Origin of the sequence: Ferroacidibacillus organovorans (assembly GCF_001516615.1) — a bacterium.
Taxonomy (GTDB): domain Bacteria; phylum Bacillota; class Bacilli; order Alicyclobacillales; family SLC66; genus Ferroacidibacillus; species Ferroacidibacillus ferrooxidans_B.
The window spans coordinates 121,153-137,928 of record NZ_LPVJ01000071.1; the positions used below are offsets into that span (position 1 = coordinate 121,153).

The 16,776-nt window shown below is 53.6% G+C and carries 16 protein-coding genes; 14 read left to right on the forward strand and 2 right to left on the reverse strand.

What is annotated here, in order from left to right; translation table 11 throughout:
* Positions 1–13: 13 nt before the first annotated feature.
* From ATW55_RS15320 to ATW55_RS15360, 9 genes are all read left to right on the forward strand, one after another.
* A complete protein-coding gene (locus tag ATW55_RS15320; protein ID WP_067720286.1) occupies positions 14–454 on the forward strand; it encodes an FAS1-like dehydratase domain-containing protein in 441 nt (146 codons plus the stop codon).
* Positions 454–879 carry a MaoC/PaaZ C-terminal domain-containing protein gene (locus tag ATW55_RS15325; protein WP_067720288.1) on the forward strand — a complete coding sequence of 142 codons (426 nt, stop codon included), beginning with the start codon at positions 454–456 and terminating at the stop codon, positions 877–879. Before ATW55_RS15320 ends, ATW55_RS15325 begins: the two co-directional genes overlap by 1 nt.
* A complete protein-coding gene (locus ATW55_RS15330; RefSeq protein WP_067720289.1) occupies positions 876–1,658 on the forward strand; it encodes an IclR family transcriptional regulator in 783 nt (260 codons plus the stop codon). The genes ATW55_RS15325 and ATW55_RS15330 overlap by 4 nt, the downstream gene beginning before the upstream one ends.
* 17 nt (positions 1,659–1,675) lie before the next feature.
* Positions 1,676–2,770 (forward strand): phosphotransferase family protein, encoded by a 1,095-nt coding sequence (locus tag ATW55_RS15335; protein WP_067720291.1) that lies wholly within the window; start codon positions 1,676–1,678, stop codon positions 2,768–2,770.
* 28 nt (positions 2,771–2,798) lie between these two features.
* The gene (locus ATW55_RS15340; RefSeq protein WP_067720293.1) at positions 2,799–3,554 is read left to right on the forward strand and encodes a beta-ketoacyl-ACP reductase; all 756 of its coding nucleotides are present in this window, start codon (positions 2,799–2,801) and stop codon (positions 3,552–3,554) included.
* Position 3,555: 1 nt separating this feature from the next.
* Positions 3,556–4,764, forward strand: a complete 1,209-nt coding sequence (locus tag ATW55_RS15345) for an acyl-CoA dehydrogenase family protein (RefSeq protein WP_067720295.1) — start codon at positions 3,556–3,558, stop codon at positions 4,762–4,764.
* A gap of 2 nt (positions 4,765–4,766) precedes the next feature.
* Positions 4,767–5,960 carry a thiolase family protein gene (locus ATW55_RS15350; RefSeq protein WP_067720297.1) on the forward strand — a complete coding sequence of 398 codons (1,194 nt, stop codon included), beginning with the start codon at positions 4,767–4,769 and terminating at the stop codon, positions 5,958–5,960.
* Between the two features lie 269 nt (positions 5,961–6,229).
* A complete protein-coding gene (locus ATW55_RS15355) occupies positions 6,230–7,858 on the forward strand; it encodes an L-lactate permease (RefSeq protein ID WP_235587167.1) in 1,629 nt (542 codons plus the stop codon).
* Positions 7,859–8,010: 152 nt separating this feature from the next.
* Positions 8,011–8,802, forward strand: coding sequence for an IclR family transcriptional regulator (locus ATW55_RS15360; protein ID WP_067720299.1), 792 nt, complete (start codon positions 8,011–8,013; stop codon positions 8,800–8,802).
* 36 nt (positions 8,803–8,838) lie between these two features.
* Here the strand turns inward: ATW55_RS15360 and aceB are convergent, their stop codons facing one another.
* The gene (gene aceB / locus ATW55_RS15365) at positions 8,839–10,437 is read right to left on the reverse strand and encodes a malate synthase A (protein WP_082685924.1); all 1,599 of its coding nucleotides are present in this window, start codon (positions 10,435–10,437) and stop codon (positions 8,839–8,841) included.
* Positions 10,438–10,688: 251 nt separating this feature from the next.
* Between aceB and aceA the strand changes: the two genes are divergently transcribed.
* The 4 genes from aceA (at position 10,689) to ATW55_RS15380 (ending at position 14,285) form a co-directional block, all read left to right on the forward strand.
* Positions 10,689–11,993 (forward strand): isocitrate lyase, encoded by a 1,305-nt coding sequence (gene aceA / locus ATW55_RS15370; RefSeq protein WP_067720300.1) that lies wholly within the window; start codon positions 10,689–10,691, stop codon positions 11,991–11,993.
* Between the two features lie 77 nt (positions 11,994–12,070).
* Positions 12,071–12,196, forward strand: a complete 126-nt coding sequence (locus ATW55_RS17055) for a hypothetical protein (RefSeq protein ID WP_268753404.1) — start codon at positions 12,071–12,073, stop codon at positions 12,194–12,196.
* A gap of 238 nt (positions 12,197–12,434) precedes the next feature.
* Positions 12,435–13,160, forward strand: a complete 726-nt coding sequence (locus ATW55_RS15375) for a ThuA domain-containing protein (RefSeq protein WP_067720302.1) — start codon at positions 12,435–12,437, stop codon at positions 13,158–13,160.
* Between the two features lie 96 nt (positions 13,161–13,256).
* On the forward strand, positions 13,257–14,285 hold the full coding sequence (locus tag ATW55_RS15380; protein ID WP_067720304.1) for an EAL domain-containing protein: 1,029 nt from the start codon (positions 13,257–13,259) through the stop codon (positions 14,283–14,285).
* A 29-nt stretch (positions 14,286–14,314) separates the two neighbouring features.
* Here ATW55_RS15380 and ATW55_RS15385 read toward each other — a convergent pair whose 3' ends face one another.
* On the reverse strand, positions 14,315–15,211 hold the full coding sequence (locus tag ATW55_RS15385; RefSeq protein ID WP_067720306.1) for an aldo/keto reductase: 897 nt from the start codon (positions 15,209–15,211) through the stop codon (positions 14,315–14,317).
* A 133-nt stretch (positions 15,212–15,344) separates the two neighbouring features.
* Here ATW55_RS15385 and ATW55_RS15390 point away from each other — a divergent pair, with 133 nt between their 5' ends.
* On the forward strand, positions 15,345–16,754 hold the full coding sequence (locus tag ATW55_RS15390) for an APC family permease (RefSeq protein WP_067720308.1): 1,410 nt from the start codon (positions 15,345–15,347) through the stop codon (positions 16,752–16,754).
* The last annotated feature ends 22 nt before the right edge of the window (positions 16,755–16,776 follow it).

Genomic DNA, 16,776 nt, shown 5'->3' on the forward strand with positions numbered 1-16,776 from the left:
GGAGGGATTCGGGATGAAGCTTGAAGAGTTTCGACACTTTGTAGGATGTTCCTCGCGGCCTGTTCGCAATGAGATTGAAAAAGGGGCGATTCGTAAATTTGCCACGGCGATTGGCGATTTCAATCCACGCTATCACGACGACTCGCTGCGGGATGACGGCAGGTTGCTCGCACCGCCCACGTTTAGCCGCACATTTGAATACGGCTCGATTGAGGGACTTTCGTATGCGCGCGAAGGTTTGATTCACGGTGAGCAGGCGTTTGTGTACTACCAACCTCTTTATTCAGGGGAGACGGTATTTTGCCGTACGACGCTGCGCGACGCGTATGAGCGGTCAGGGACACTTGGCGCGATGATCTTTTTGGTTTACGGACAAGAGGTGCGCCGTGCGGATGGCGAACTTCTTGAAGCATCCACGTCCGTCATTATCTTTCGCGACAAGGAGGGGGTGTGATGACGTTCTCATTTATGCTTGGTGAAGAATTGCCAACGCTCACCAAACCACCGGTATCGCGCACTCAACTTGTTCAATATTCCGGGGCTTCCGGTGATTTTAATCCTATCCACACGGTGGATGAGGCGGCGGTGGCTTCAGGGCTGCCTGGCGTCATTGCGCACGGGATGCTCACGATGGCGTTTGTGGGACAAATGTTGACGGATATGCTCGGAGATTTGGGAGCGCTGCGTGAGTGGAAGGTACGCTTTCGCGATATGGTGTTTCCCGGCGACGTAGTCACGTGTGGGGGGCGCGTGAGAGAGCGCGCAGAAGAAGGGACCATCACGCGCGTGGTGTGCGACGTGTTTGCGCGCACACATGATGAGCGTGTCGTCATCGCGGGAGAAGCCATCCTGACGATTGCAGCGCAGGGTGACTCATGAACGATTATCACGTTGCATCCGTCAGCCTGGCAGCGCAGGCGCTTAAACTTCTCGCTCGCTATAAGTACAGAAGCTGCACATTGACTGAGCTTTCAGAGGCGCTTCATGTCAGTAAAACGACATGTCTTCGCGTGATGCGCACACTCGTGAACGAAGATTTTGTGCACTACGATGAGGGGACAAAAAAATACGGATTAGGGCCTTATTTGATTCCTCTTGGCAATCGCGCGTCTGAACTCATCAACTCTGTTGCGTGTGCCACGCAGGAAATGCGCAAGGTGGCCGCGGCGACAGGCATGACGACGGTGCTTGTGCAACGGATGCGCGATGATCGCTTAATGTACATTGCGACCGCCGAGGCGCCGCGCGATGAGATTCGCATCAGCGTTTCGATCGGTCAGCAATTTCCGCTGACGGCTGCCGCGTTTGGGCGCTGTTTTCTCGCGTTTGAGCCTGAAGCGCAGTGGGAGAGATATACGGCCCGCGGACTTCAAAAGTATACAGAAGGCACCGTGACAGACCCCCTTGAATGGCGAAGGAGACTTTTGGAGACGCGAAAGCACGGTTTTGCGGTATCGCATGGAGAGTCGCGCGAAGGACTCTCGGCGATTGCTGCACCTATTTTTGGCGCGCATGATGTTCCGTTGTTGGTGATGGCTTGTATCGCGTTTACTTCCCAACTGCGCGAAGAGGATTTGGAAAATGCAGTGAACATTTTGCTGCCTGTCACCAAAAGGCTCTCCATGGGGAGTTTTCACGCCTATGTTTCGCAAATTTAGGGTGAGGAGGACATGTCATGGCGCGGCGTGAACAGCTTGGAACCGAACAGGATCTCGCTGAGATCATTGACGTGCGGGAAGGGGAGGAGCTGGACCTTTCCTCGATTGTTCCTCTTTTAAAAGAGCAGATCCTGGATCTCCCGGACGGGGAGTGGACTGTCTTCCAGTATGCGGCGGGGCGCTCTAACCTCACGTACCTGATCAAGTGTGGCGCCTGGGAAGCTGTGCTGCGCCGTCCGCCGCTTGGTCCGGTTGCGCCAAAGAGCCACGATATGCTTCGTGAAGCGCGCATTCTTTCTTCCATACACGACGTGTTTCCGCTCGCGCCAAAGCCGTATCTCATCGTGAGCGACGTCTCCTTTCTCGGTGTCCCCTTTTATGTGATGGAGCGAAAAACAGGTGTGTGTGTCGACGCACATTGGCCGACGGCCTATCCGCGCAATGCAGAAACGGGCGCAAAGATGTCAGAGGCGCTGCTCTCGACGATGGTGCGCCTTCACAACCTATCGATCGAGGATGAAGCGATCGCCAAACTCGGAAGACCTGTTGGATATATGCGCCGCCAGACTGAGGGGGTGATTCAGAGGTATTCTATGGCGCAGACGGAAGAGATTCCAGAGGTCGAGTATGTTGCGGACTGGCTGCTTCGTCACATTCCCGAACGTTCGGAAAACGCGCTGATCCACAATGACCTAAAGTTTAACAACATGCTTTTGTCGCAACACGACGCGGCAGAGGTGACAGGTGTTCTCGATTGGGAAATGACGACACTCGGCGATCCCCTCTCAGATCTCGCTATTACGCTTAGTTACTGGGTGGAACCGGACGACGACCATCAGGGGTTGCGCAGCGTGACACGCTATGGCGCGGCATATGGATTCATGACGCGTAAAGCGTTTGCAGAGGCGTATGCAAAGTGCACGGGAAGAGATCTTTCGCAGATGGACTTTTACATGGTGTTTGCGTCTTTCAAAGCGGCGGTAATCGCGCAACAGATTTATGCACGTTATCAAAAAGGCCAGACGTCCGACCCGCGCTTTAGAGAACTCGGCGCACACGCGCGAAGAATGATCCTGCGCGCGCATGACATTGCGCGCGGGGCGATGTGGTAGTGAATCTTTATGAATCGGAGTGATTTTCGTGACAAGAAAAGATGGACGTGTTGCGATGGTAACAGGTTCGGCAAGAGGGATTGGCGCGGCGACGGCGATCCGTCTTGCGGCTGATGGCGCGGCGGTGGCCGTCATTGATCTGCACGAAAAGAGTTGCCAAGAGACGGTGGAGGCGATTCGCGCGGGAGGCGGACAGGCGATTGGGATTGGTTGTGACGTTTCTCAGGCGGAGAGTGTCAAGGCGGCCGTCGAGCAGGTGGTGAGCGCGTTTGGGCGCTTGGATATCCTGGTGAACAATGCGGGGCTTACGCGCGACAATCTGCTCTTTAAGATGACCGATGAGGATTGGGATGTCGTCATGAGTGTGCATCTGCGCGGAAGTTTTCTCTGTTCGCGCGAGGCACAAAAACATATGGTGCAAAACCGCTATGGAAAAATCGTCAATCTCAGCAGCACGTCTGCACTTGGCAATCGGGGACAGGCGAATTACGCAGCCGCCAAGGCGGGCCTGCAAGGTTTTACAAAGACGCTCGCGATTGAGCTCGGGCCTTTTAACATCAATGTAAACGCGGTTGCCCCCGGTTTCATCGACACGGATATGACGCGGCAGACAGCGGCCCGCATCGGCCTCGATCCAGAAGAGAACATTCGGCGTGCAATAGAGGCCATTCCGCTGCGGCGTGTGGGTGTCCCGAGTGACATCGCGAACGTCATATCCTTTTTGACGAGTGACGAAGCATCCTATGTGACGGGCCAGGTCCTTTATGTGAACGGAGGGCGATGATATGTACGATTTCAGTCCGAGTCAAGAGCACGAATCCGTTCGCTCGCTGGTTCGCGCATTCGTTGATCGCGAGATCATGCCAAACATCAGGGCGTGGGACGAGGCGCACCATTTTGAAACGGGTATTCTCCGCAAGCTTTCAGACCTTGGACTGATGGGAGTGTGTATCCCCGAGGCATACGGCGGGGCGGGGATGGATTATAACACGTTGGCGGTCGTTTGTGAGGAACTTGAGCGGGGTGACACGGCATTTCGCACGGCGGTGTCTGTTCACACGGGGCTTAACTCGATGACCCTGCTTCAGTGGGGAAGTGAGGCGCAGAAGCAGAAATTTTTGGTTCCCCAGGCTAAAGGAGAGAAGATTGGCGCGTTTGGACTCACCGAACCGGATGCCGGTTCTGATGTCGCGGGAATGCGCTCTACCGCGGTTTTAAAAGGGGATCACTACGTGCTCACGGGGAGCAAAATCTGGATCTCGCTCTCGGATGTAGCAGATCACTTTTTGGTGTTTGCTTATACGGATCGAAACTTGCGGCATAAGGGGATCAGCGCATTTGTCGTGGAGCGTGGGATGGCAGGCTTTTCGACGCGCCCGATTCGCGGAAAATTGGGCATTCGCGCTGGAAATACGGGAGAACTCATCTTTGATGACGTCTGTGTGCCTGTTGAGAACAGGATTGGCGAAGAGGGAGAAGGGTTTAAAATCGCAATGTCGGCCCTTGACAATGGCCGCTTCACGGTGGCGGCAGGCGCCTGCGGTACCATCATGGCTTGCCTGGAAGCGTCTTTGGCGTATTGTGAGCAGCGCGAGACGTTTGGAAAGAAGATCGGGGAGCGCCAACTGGTTCAACAGATGATCGCGAAAATGGCTGCAAATCTTGAAATTTCTCGCCTGCTCGTCGCGAAAGTGGGCTGGCTAAAAAACCGCGGCGTGCGCAATACGCGGGAGACATCTCTCGCTAAATGGGTTTCATGTGACGCAGCGTTTGAAGCTGCGAGTGACGCGATTCAGATACACGGCGCGTATGGCTACTCTAGTGAATATCCGGTTGAGCGATACTTGAGAAACGCTAAAGCGCCTGTCATCTACGAGGGGACGCGAGAGATTCACACCATCATGCAAGCGGAATACGCCCTAGGCTATCGCAAAGATACTGCGCTGCGCGCCATGCTTCCCGCGTGGCCGTTTGCGCGCATCGAGGAGGAATAGCGATGGAAAACGTGTGGATTGTGGATTATCTGCGTACGCCGATTGGTCGCCAGGGTGGTGTTCTCAAAGGCGTGCGGCCGGATGATCTCGCGGCGCATGTCATCAAGACGTTGGTAATGCGTACAGAGATTGATCCACTGGGCATTGACGAGGTTGTGATGGGGTGTGTCAATCAGGCAGGGGAAGACAATCGCAATGTCGCGCGTATGGCGGTCCTTTTGGCCGGACTCCCCGTCGAAACTCCTGCCGTCACGGTGAACAGATTGTGCGCTTCGGGACTTGAGGCGGTGAACCAGGGTGCGCGTTCCATCATGGTCGGAGATGCGGATGTGGTGGTGGCAGGGGGAGTCGAGAGCATGACGCGTGCGCCGTGGGTCTTGCAAAAACCAGATGCTGCAACGCCACGCGGCAATCAGACGCTTTGGGATACGGCGCTTGGGTGGCGCATGGCGAATCCGGACTTTCCGTATCCGACCGAGAGCATGGGAGAGACGGCGGAAAATGTCGCGCAACTGTACCAGATTGATCGCGTTGCGCAAGATGAATTCGCATTCTTGAGTCAAAAGCGCGCTGCGCAGGCGGTGCGATCAGGAATTTTGGCGCAAGAGATCGCGCCGATTGAGGTTAAACAGGGAAAGCAAACCGTGCGGATTGATCAGGATGAACATCCGCGGCCAGAAACCACGATGGAAGGGTTGGCGGCGCTTCGGCCGGCCTTTAAGCCGGACGGGACGGTGACTGCGGGAAACAGTGCAGGAATAAACGATGGTGCCGCGGCATTGCTCCTCGTTTCAGAGCGACGCGGGCGCGAACTCGGCGTAAAGCCGCTCGCGCGGATCAGGGGAAGCGTCGCGACAGGCGTTCATCCGAGTACGATGGGGCTTGGTCCCATCTCTGCGGTACGCAAGCTCATGGTTAAAATGGGGCTCACGATGGATGAAATTGACTGGTTTGAATTAAATGAAGCGTTTGCGGCACAGGCTCTCGCGTGCATTCGTGAACTTTCTCTCCTTATAGAGCGTGTGAACCCACATGGCGGGGCGATCTCGCTTGGCCATCCATTAGGATGTTCTGGCGCGCGAATCCTTGGTGCGTTGGCACTCCAATTGCAGCGCAGCGGCGCGCGCTATGGTGTCGCTACTCTGTGTGTAGGGCTCGGTCAGGGAGTTGCGACACTGCTCGAACGCGTTGAGTAAAGAATTTCAACCAAATCTTTGCACCGAGAAAAGAGATATTTTTGCGATTTCCGAAATGACTACTTGATCTTCTCATTCTCATGAACTATGTTTAGAACATAGTTCTATTTTTATTAATTGCGAAAGTAAGCGCTTCCAGAAAGGGGCTGATTTACTAGACAAGATTTGGCGTTTTTTTGAATACGAATTCAGAAGTAGCGCCGAATCGGCGATGCACCGAAATCCGGTTTTTGGATGGCAAAACATGACGGGAGAAAGAGGGGAAAACTTTGTTTCAACAAATCCTGATGCCTGTGGGACAATCGCTGTTCGGGTCCTTCCTTGTTGGCTTTATTCCTATTCTTGTCGTTCTTATCATGCTGGGCATTCTACGCCGGCCGGCGTGGATCAGTGCGTTGACTGGTCTCATCGTGGGGGTCGTAATTGCACTATTTGTTTGGAAAATTCCCGCGAACCGCGCTGTCTCTGCGATGCTTGAGGGGGGCGTCTTCGCGCTCTGGCCGATCATGTGGATCGTATTCGCCGCGATGTGGCTGTACAATATCAGCCAGCGGACAGGTTCGTTTGAGCTGTTCCGGCGCTTTATGTATCGACACGCCACAAAAGACAAGCGAATTCAAGTATTGATCATCGCATTTGCGTTTGGCGCACTCATGGAAGGGATTGCTGGATTTGGGACACCTGTCGCAATCGGGGCGGCGCTTCTCATGGGACTTGGATTTCCAGCGCTTGAAGCAGTCGTCTACACGCTGATCTTTGACACTGCCCCTGTTGCGTTTGGCGCGCTTGGGGTTCCGATCACGGCGCTTGCCGGCGTGACAAACCTCCCTGCGGGAGACCTTTCTTCGATGGTTGGACGCCAATTGCCGTTTTTCGCTTTTATTCTTCCGTTCTATGTGCTGCTTGTTTTGGGCGGCCCGAAAGCGCTTAAAGGCGCATGGCCTGCCGCGCTTGTTGGCGGCTTATCATACTCCTTGACGCAGTTTGCCGTCTCAAACTTCTTGGGCCCGCAGTTGCCAGACGTCTTGGCGGCGCTTGTGTCGCTCGTCTGCTTAATTGGCTTTACAAAGATCTGGACGCCAAAAGACACAGAGCAGTATCAGACCTACGCCAACTCGGTTGCCGCAGAGACGGCGGCGACAGGCAGCGGTACATTGCCTGAACTGACGGGTGCGCAGTCGTTCAAAGCGTGGCTGCCGTGGCTGATGATCACTGCGATCGTTATCATTTGGACATTCCTAAAGATCGCGGCGATCGGCACGACGAATGTGAAGTGGCCAGGACTTGATAAACTCGTCTATCTGACGCTCTATCACAAAGCGTATGATGCAGTCTGGGTGTTCCAACCGCTCGGCTCTGGTACGCCCATTCTTGTGGCTGTTATTTTGACAGCCATCTTATTGCGCGTCGATATGAAGACGTTCTGGTTGGCGGCATCTGATACGTGGAAACAGCTGCGGTTTGCCATTCTCACGGTTATGGAGATTGTGGCGCTTGCTTATCTTTACAACTACTCGGGGATGGCTTATACACTCGGACTCGCAGTGGCCACGGTGGGCGCTTTCTTTCCGTTTCTCTCCGCATTTCTCGGTTGGATTGCCTGCTTTCTCACAGGGTCGGACACGTCGTCAAACGTTTTGTTTGGCAACCTTCAGGTGGTGGCTGCAAAGCAGCTTCACTTGAATCCTGTGTTAATGGCGGCCACGAACTCGAGCGGTGCGGTCATGAGTAAAATGATTTCGCCGCAAAACGTGACGACAGGCGTTTCTACGGGTCCTCTTAAGAATCAGGAAGGGCTCGTCATCCGACGCACGTTTATGCACAGCGTTATATTGACGCTGATTCTTGGCGTGTTGGTTTTCCTTCAGGCGCATGTGCTCTCGTTCATGGTTCCGTAGTGTCTTTGCTTACATCTCCATGGTATCACCAGGGGCCGCGCAAGTTGGTCTCTGGTGATTTCTTTTCGCACGAAACCTTGAAGTGTGCTAGAGTGAAAGCAGTGGAGTGTGTATCAGAAATGTGAACGTTTGGTGAAGGCAGGTTCTTGACAATGGAAGATTATACAGTCAAATCAGTGGATAAGGCGTGCCTTTTGCTCGAAGTGGTCAGTCGCTACCCGCAAGGGGTGGCGATTACAGATCTCGCGACACAGGTGGACATGTATAAAAGCACAGTGCACCGCCTTTTAACGACGCTATCGCGACGCGGCTATATTGAGCAAGATGGGCAAACGGGGAAATACAAATTGGGGTATGCCCTGCTCGATTTAGGGATGAAGCTTCTTTCTTCCATTGATTTGCGCGCTGAAGCGGCGATTCCCTTGCGCGAACTCGCGGATTTTTCAAATGAGGTTGTCCATTTGGCACTCCTAGAACGCGGGGAGATCGTCTATATCGACAAGGTGGAGAGTGACAATACGACGCGCATGCACTCGCGTATCGGAAAACGCGTTCCCGTCCACTCGACGAGTTTGGGAAAAGTCATTCTTGCGTATCTTCCTGCGTCAGAGGCGCGCGAGATTTTGAACCAGAATGAGCGGATTCAAATGACCGATCATACGATCGTGCAGGAGGACGAGCTTATGGCGGAGATCGAACGTGTCAAAGAGCGAGGTTATGCATTCGACTTGGAGGAAAACGAGATCGGCGTTTGTTGTATTGCGGCGCCTATTTTCGATCACGCAAACAATGTGGTGGCGGCATGCAGCGTGTCTGGACCGAGCAACCGTATGACGACGGAGCGACTCCACACCTTGATCCCGGTTGTCATGGCGTGCGCCAGACGCATTTCAAACCGTTTGGGGCACGGTGTTTTGACAGAAGAACTGCGCACCCGTGGATAAAAAAGGCTGCCAACCAGGGGTTGGCAGCCTTTTTTGTTAAGCCAACTTCGCGTAGGCAGGTGTCGTCAGAAAATCGACAAAGTTTTCATCGAGTGTAATCGCCGTGAAAAGCTCGGTAGCTTCCCGGAATTTTCCGTTGTCGTACGCATCTGCACCGAGGCTGGCGCGTATCTTTTCATTCTCTTCGCGGACAATCCTTTCAAAGAGCTCTGGCGTGAGCTTGCGCCCGTCTTCGAGCACTCCTTTTTCGTGATGGATCCACTGCCACAACTGGGTGCGCGAGATTTCTGCTGTCGCCGCGTCTTCCATCAGATTGAAAATGGGTACAGCGCCAGATCCGCGCAACCATGCTTCGAGGTACTGAATACCTACACTCACATTGGTCCGCACACCCGCTTCCGTAATGGATCCTTGTGGAACCTCCAACAGTTGGGCGGCAGTGACATGCACGTCTTCTCTCTTGCGATCCACCTGGTTCGGGGTTTTCATGATTTCATCGAAAACTTCCATGGCTACGGGAACCAAGGCTGGGTGTGCCACCCACGTTCCGTCGTGTCCATCTCTCGCCTCGCGCTCTTTGTCTGCCCGCACCTTTGCAAGCGCGTCTTCGTTTGCGACCGGATCATTTTTAATCGGGATCTGCGCAGCCATTCCGCCAATCGCAAACGCGTTTCGCCGGTGGCACGTCTGAATGGTGAGAAGGGAGTAGGCGCGCATAAACGGCACGGTCATGGTGACCTGCGCGCGATCGGGTAGAATGACGTTAGGTTGGTTGCGCAATTTTTTGATGTAGCTGAAAATGTAATCCCAGCGTCCACAGTTGATCCCCGCTGCATGCTCCCTCAGTTCGTAGAGAATCTCGTTCATTTCAAATGTCGCGAGAATTGTTTCGACGAGCACGGTCGCCTTAACCGTTCCCTGTGGAATGCCAAGCGCCTGCTGTGCGCGCACAAAAATGCTGTTCCAAAGGCGAGCTTCTTGATGGCTCTCCATCTTTGGCAAATAGAAGTAGGGGCCAGATCCTTTTTCGAGCAGCGTTTTTGCGTTGTGGTAAAAGTAGAGGGCAAAATCGAGTATCGCACCAGGAATTGCTTTTCCGTCTAACGTGATGTGTTTCTCATCAAGGTGCCAACCGCGCGGCCTAACGATCAATACGGCCGTTTTCTCCTTTAGCCGATAGGCTTTTCCTTCGGGGCTTGTGTAGTCAATCGTGCCTCGAATCGCGTCGCGCAGATTGATCTGTCCTTCAATCGTGTTTTCCCATGTGGGAGAATTCGCATCTTCAAAGTCAGCCATGAAGGTTTTTGCGCCAGAGTTGAGTGCGTTGATGACCATCTTTCGATCGCTTGAAGGCCCGGTGATCTCGACGCGTCGATCCTGCAAATCACTGGGGATTGGGGCTACAGTCCACTCTCGTTCGCGAATGGAGGCTGTTTCTGGCAAAAAGTCAGGGAGTTTGCCTTGGTCGATTTCGTGTTGACGTTCAAGCCTGCGCAAAAGCAAAGCGTCGCGTTCATCGCGAAACGTGCGCACGAGATCGCTTACAAATGCGAGCGCGTCGGGTGTCAGAATCGTTGCGTAGGATTCGCGGTACGCGCCTGTGATGCTCATGCCGTTTGGGGTTTGAAATGGCATGGAATACGCCTCATTTCGTTTAAGATAATGAAACTCTCAACCTAAGTTTATCATATCATACAGTTATGTATTACGGAACATCCATCTGCATTACAGAACGGCGTCGGAGTGAATGTTCACAAAAAAGAAGCATTATATAGTCGAGAACATCTTCACAAAAACCCTGTTATGCAATACACTGTACTATAACAAAAGAAATACACCGTATTGTGTTTTACAGGTGTAGATTGAGGGATGAGAGGAGTCTTCGGATGAGTGATCAAACGAAACTGCAACCCCGCTCCGATGAGGAGAGAGCACGTCAGATGGAAACAGCGTTTCAGGAATCATTTCGCTGGCAGGGGATTAAGCGGCCGTATCGCGCCGAGGATGTGCTTCGTCTGCGCGGCTCTGTGACAATCGAACACACGCTCGCTAAGATGGGCAGTAAACGCCTGTTTGAACTTCTGCACAGTGAACCTTACGTCCCGGCGCTCGGCGCACTCACGGGAAATCAGGCTGTCCAGCAAGTTCGCGCAGGGCTAAAAGCGATCTACCTGAGCGGCTGGCAGGTTGCGGCAGACGCAAATCTTTCCGGACATATGTACCCCGATCAGAGTCTCTATCCTGCAAACAGCGTTCCCCACGTCGTAAAGCGAATCAATCAGGCGCTCTCTCGCGCGGATCAGATCGACCACTCAGAAGGCAGGCGTGACACGTATTGGTTTGCTCCTATTATTGCCGACGCTGAGGCGGGATTTGGCGGCCCGCTCAATGTGTTTGAACTGATGAAATCGATGATTGAGGCAGGCGCCGCAGGCGTTCACTTTGAGGATCAACTCGCGTCCGAGAAAAAATGTGGACACATGGGGGGCAAGGTGCTCATTCCGACAGCACACGCGATCCGCAATCTGGTTGCGGCGAGGCTCGCGGCGGATGTGATGGATGTAGATACGCTGATCATTGCGCGAACGGATGCCAATGGAGCATTCCTCCTCACAAGCGATGTGGACCCGCGCGATCGGCAGTTTCTCACAGGCGAGCGCACCACAGAAGGATTCTTTCGCATCCGCGGAGGGATCGAGTCGGCCATCGCGCGCGGGCTCGCGTATGCGCCGTATGCGGATCTTATCTGGTGCGAGACGTCTGAACCAAACCTCGATGAGGCGCGCCAGTTTGCGGAAGCCATTCATGAAAAACATCCCGGCAAGTTGCTAGCGTACAACTGCTCACCGTCTTTTAACTGGAAAAAGAAACTTCCAGAAGACACGATTGCGACATTCCAACAACAACTCGCAGAAATGGGTTATAAATTTCAATTTGTGACACTCGCCGGATTCCACGCGCTCAATCACAGTATGTTTGAACTGGCGCGCGGTTATCAAGAGCGGGGAATGGCTGCCTACTCTGAACTGCAGCAGGCGGAATTTGCAAGCGAACCGTACGGATACACAGCGACTCGCCACCAGCGTGAGGTGGGTACAGGTTACTTTGATGAAGTCGCCCAGGTGATCGCCGGGGGCAAATCTTCGACGACTGCGATGACAGGTTCTACAGAAGAGGAGCAATTCGTGTAACTCGGATGGTGGAGTGTTGCTGCACACTGAGACTGCATTCGCTCTGACTGATTTCAAACCGATGAGGAGGAGAGAGTATGGAATCGATTCAGCAGCGCATTGAGGCGGAGGATGTTTGTGGGGTGTGCGGTGAACAGCTCTCGGATGCCCACGAGATGATGACGATGACGTGTGAGATATGTGCGCGTCATTCAGAGGAGTGAGAAGAAGGAAGCACGGGTCTATTGCCAGGAGAATGTAAACGGCACGGTTGCGGGTGGGAGTTCCACAGAGCCCACCCGTTTTTTTATGAGTGGAAGTCGCCAGAGCGAAGCAGGTGAGGCATACGAAAGTTGGCGGGCGCGATTGCGCATCACCGTGCGGTTGTTGCATATTGCGCTGTCATGCGATAGTCTACGCGAGTAGGATGGTATTCCTTCCTGAATCTTCAATGATAGGATGATGGTCTCAGTGGGCATTCGCGTAACAGTATGGAATGAATTTCGCCACGAGAAGTCAGATGAAGCCGTACGCGCTGTGTATCCGGACGGGATTCACGAGGCGATCGCGGCACCGCTGCGCGACGCATCGTTTGCGGTTCGCACGGCGACACTCGATGAACCTGAACACGGACTGACGAATGAGGTTCTCGACGCAACCGACGTGTTGATCTGGTGGGGCCATATGGCACACGGGGACGTACAGGATGATATTGTAAAACGTGTTGTGCAGCGCGTCTGGGATGGCATGGGACTGATCGTGCTTCACTCTGGACATTTCTCAAAGGTGTTCAAGACGCTCATGGGGACGTCGTGTGACCTGAAATGGCGGGAGGCTGGGGAGAAAGAACGTCTGTGGGTCGTCAATCCTGCGCATCCGATTGCGCACGGCCTTGAATCGTACTTCGAACTTCCGCATGAAGAAATGTATGGTGAGCATTTTGATATTCCCGATCCAGACGAGTTGGTATTTGTGAGTTGGTTCCAAGGCGGCGAGGTATTTCGCAGTGGTTGTACGTTTCACCGTGGTAACGGGAAGATTTTTTATTTCCGTCCCGGGCATGAGACACACCCAACGTATTTTGACAAAAATGTGCGCAAGGTCATTGAGAACGCGGTGCGCTTTGTGGCTCCGGTTCACGGGGCAAAACCTGTTTACGGCAATGCGAAAGCGCTTGAAGATCTATAAGTTTTGCGTTGTTACAAAAGACCCGACGATTCGCAGTGCGCAGATCGCCGGGCCCTTTTTATAGATAAGACGTAGTTTGGATGGGGGATTCAATGGATGACGAATTGCCCAGGTTGCGCGCCGTCGGAACGCGGGTTTATTATTTCGTTTTACGATACAGAGCGCTGTGATGCGTTTGCCGAGACGATCCCCGTTCGAGTGTATGCGCAGTGGTCGCGCCTCGCGCCGAATCAACTGTTTATAGGTGAACGATTGCTTTTTCAAATGGCAGACTATACGGCGATGGAGCACAATCCTGATACATGGCGTGTCGTGCATAGCGATGCGCCGCTGGAAACCCTCGCCTGGCCAGATGTTCTAAAGATGCGCCCAGGTTTGTTTGTCGATGATCTGATTGAACAAAAGCGATTAAAGATGATGATGCAGCCGATTGTTTCTATAGTCAAAGATGAGCAAGCATCTGTGATCGGCTATGAGATGCTGATTCGCGGAATCGGTGAAGACAATCAGATCATTACGCCGGATCGCATTTTTTCTGTCGCGCGTGATCAAGAGGCACTATTTCGTCTGGATCGCGCCTGCCGCGTCGAAGCGATTGCAACGGCGGGTCAGAATGACTTAACTGAACTCATTTTTGTGAATTTTTTACCGACAGCAATCTATGTCCCTGAGCATTGCCTGCAGACAACGCTTGAAGCGGTAGAGAATTTCGGGATACGCAAACGACAAATTGTTTTTGAGGTTGTCGAGACAGAGCGTGTGGATGATCTGGCACATCTCAAACGGATTTTGAATTTTTATCGGAGTCAGGGTTTTCGCTATGCGCTGGATGATGTTGGGCAAGGATTTAATGATCTGTCGATGCTAACACAGCTTGAACCGGATATTATCAAGCTCGACCGTGCATTTGTGAGCAACATTGACAAGGACGCAGACAAGCGGAGGGTCGCCAAAACGATCTCCAGATTGGCGCAGTCCATAGGCTCTGTGCGTCTGGCTGAGGGCGTCGAGACGAAAGCGGAAGCGGATGTTTTATTGGAACTTGGATTCGGGTGGCAACAAGGATTTTATTATGGGCGACCGTCGTTTCAACCTGTGCCAGGGGAGGCAAAGCGCGCCGAGTAGGCGCGCTTTGCGTCGGACTTGCACTTGAATCAGGTTTGCCCGACCCAGTCGGGTGACGCGGTGTCGTGAAAGCGTCTACGAATCGCTGCAAACATTTCCTCGGGGAGCGGGCCGCGTTCGAGCAGACGCGCGTTTTCTTGCCAGCGTCCAGGCTGCGTCGTGCCGACGATGGCCGTCTGTACGCCGGGGATGCTGAGCGTGAAGCGCAGCGCGACACCGACTGCGTCAGAGAGATTTCCCTCAAGAAAGTCGTACTGCAGCTTTTGCAGCCGTTCCCAATAGGCGTGATGATACGCCTCGGTTGGCTTCTCCTTGGTTTTCCACGCTGCATTTGCAATCGGCCGCTTGGCGATCACGCCCATGTTGCGCGCGGCGGCGTGCGGAATGGTGAGTTCAATCGGCTCCTGATCCGCGATGTTGACAGACGTCTGCAGCGCGTCAAACGCGCCACACTCGATGGCGTAGCGCGCGGCGGACCGATCCCCGCTGTATCCGATGTACCGCGTTTTCCCCGCTTCTTTAGCCCGGCGTAAAACATCGATCACATCGCCTTGGCGAAGCATATCCTCACTGCAGCTGTGAAGTTGAATAAGGTCGACGTGATCGGTTTTTAAGCGCGCCAGGCTTCGCTCAATTGACTTTTGCAGCATGGCGGGCGTCCAGTCAGGCTCTGCGAATCCAGCCGCGTGACCGCACTTTGTAAAGAGGTAGAAATCACTGCGGCGGTCGCTCACGGCCTCGCCGATCAATTCTTCACTCTCGCGGTAGCATTCCGCCGTGTCGATCACATTCAACCCAGCGTCAAGCGCTGACGCGAGCAGATTTTTTACATCCCGCACGTTGACACCCTGATAACCGATCTCTGATCCGCCAAAACCGAGCACACTGACATGCATGTCCGTATTGCCAAAACGTCGTTTTTCCACGAAAATCCTCCTTAATTGGCAATTCTTCTACGAAATTGATTGTATCTTATCAAAAAAGGATTGAACAAGTTTGAATTTTTCTGTACCATCGGAGTACTTCGTGATTATCATTTTATCTTAAGGAGGGTTCCGCTTGGCTCAGTTGAATCGGCAAGCGCTCGGCGTTTGGCCTGTCGTGTTTCAGTCCATCACCTATATGGCGCCAGGCGCGGCGGTCGCTTATAGCATCTACCTTTCAGCACAGTACGCGGGGGGCGCGCTTACGCTGTCCGTCGTTCTCGCACTGATTGGCGCGCTGTTTTCAGCGGTGTCGATTGGTGAACTGGCGCGGCAGCTTCCATCAGCCGGCAGTTTTTATACGTATACCAGCAAGACGCTCGGGGGCGGTGTCGGCTTCATTGTTGGCTTTATGTTCAATTTTGCCCAGTCACTCGGGGCTCCGTTTTTGCTTCTCATCATGGGTCAGGTGATCCAGGATACGATTTCTAGCTATCTTCATGTCACCATCCCTTGGTATGTGTGGTTTTTGCTCGGCGCCGTGTTTGTCTTTACACTCTCCTATCGTGGTGTGAAACTGTCTGCCAAAACGGGAATTTGGCTTGGGCTGTTTGAACTGCTCGTCTTCAGCCTGCTCGCGTTTACGCTCATCGCAAAAGCGGGGAGCCACAATACGCTGTCCGTTTTTAACCCTAAACTTGCACTGGTCAAGGGCGCAGGCGGTTTTGGCGGCGTCTTTCAAGGCATGATCTACTGCATTCAGGCGTTCATCGGCTTTGAAGGCGCAGCGGCGCTGGCCGAGGAAACGAAAAATCCGCGCAATGTGACGCGCGCCATCTTTTGGTCGACCGTCGGCATTGGGTTGTTCTACGTGTTAACGACATACGCCGGAACCGTCGGCTGGGGTATCCACAACATGAGTTCGTTTGCGAGCAATTCAGACCCGTGGCAAGTCCTTGCGGTTGGCGGCTGGGGTATCGGCTGGATCCTCGTTTTTCTTGCCATCATCAACTCGTTTATTGCAAACTCAAACGCAGCGACGACTGTCTCGACGCGGATGATGTTCTCAATGGGACGCGTTGGCGCCCTCCCGCGCGCGCTTTCCTATATCCATCCGACCTTTGAGACACCGTCTCGCGCAGCGCTTGCGCAGTTGGTTTGGACGCTCGTGCTGGGTCTTGTTTGCGGGTTTTCACTTGGCCCAATGAATGGGTACATCATGCTTGCCACCGTCACGACAATCATTATGATCGCCATCTACCTGTTGGCCAATCTCGCGTCTTTGCTTCTCTATAGCAGGCAGCGCCGCGCGGAATTTTCGATTGGCAAGCACGTGGTCGTGCCGCTTCTTGGCATCGTCTTTTTTATTCCGCCGCTCGTTACGTCAGTCTACCCAGTCCCTGCGTTTCCTGCGAATTTTGCGACGCCGATCATCATCATCTGGTTTGTGCTCGGTCTCGTGTTTTATTTTAACCTGCGGACACGCAATCCCGAGGCGCTTGTTCGGGCGAAAGACGTGTTTGTCTCGGAAGAAGCCTCCATGTAATATGAGTGGATCGGGACGATCA

Bases quoted from the DNA above. Each gene is read 5' to 3' on its own strand.
- ATW55_RS15380 (WP_067720304.1), top strand. From the start codon at position 13,257: ATGACGAATTGCCCAGGTTGCGCGCCGTCGGAACGCGGGTTTATTATT.
- ATW55_RS15375 (WP_067720302.1), top strand. From the start codon at position 12,435: ATGGTCTCAGTGGGCATTCGCGTAACAGTATGGAATGAATTTCGCCAC.
- ATW55_RS17055 (WP_268753404.1), top strand. From the start codon at position 12,071: ATGGAATCGATTCAGCAGCGCATTGAGGCGGAGGATGTTTGTGGGGTG.
- aceB (WP_082685924.1), bottom strand. From the start codon at position 10,437: ATGCCATTTCAAACCCCAAACGGCATGAGCATCACAGGCGCGTACCGC.
- ATW55_RS15360 (WP_067720299.1), top strand. From the start codon at position 8,011: ATGGAAGATTATACAGTCAAATCAGTGGATAAGGCGTGCCTTTTGCTC.
- ATW55_RS15325 (WP_067720288.1), top strand. From the start codon at position 454: ATGACGTTCTCATTTATGCTTGGTGAAGAATTGCCAACGCTCACCAAA.
- ATW55_RS15320 (WP_067720286.1), top strand. From the start codon at position 14: ATGAAGCTTGAAGAGTTTCGACACTTTGTAGGATGTTCCTCGCGGCCT.
- ATW55_RS15330 (WP_067720289.1), top strand. From the start codon at position 876: ATGAACGATTATCACGTTGCATCCGTCAGCCTGGCAGCGCAGGCGCTT.
- ATW55_RS15350 (WP_067720297.1), top strand. From the start codon at position 4,767: ATGGAAAACGTGTGGATTGTGGATTATCTGCGTACGCCGATTGGTCGC.
- ATW55_RS15345 (WP_067720295.1), top strand. From the start codon at position 3,556: ATGTACGATTTCAGTCCGAGTCAAGAGCACGAATCCGTTCGCTCGCTG.
- ATW55_RS15335 (WP_067720291.1), top strand. From the start codon at position 1,676: ATGGCGCGGCGTGAACAGCTTGGAACCGAACAGGATCTCGCTGAGATC.
- aceA (WP_067720300.1), top strand. From the start codon at position 10,689: ATGAGTGATCAAACGAAACTGCAACCCCGCTCCGATGAGGAGAGAGCA.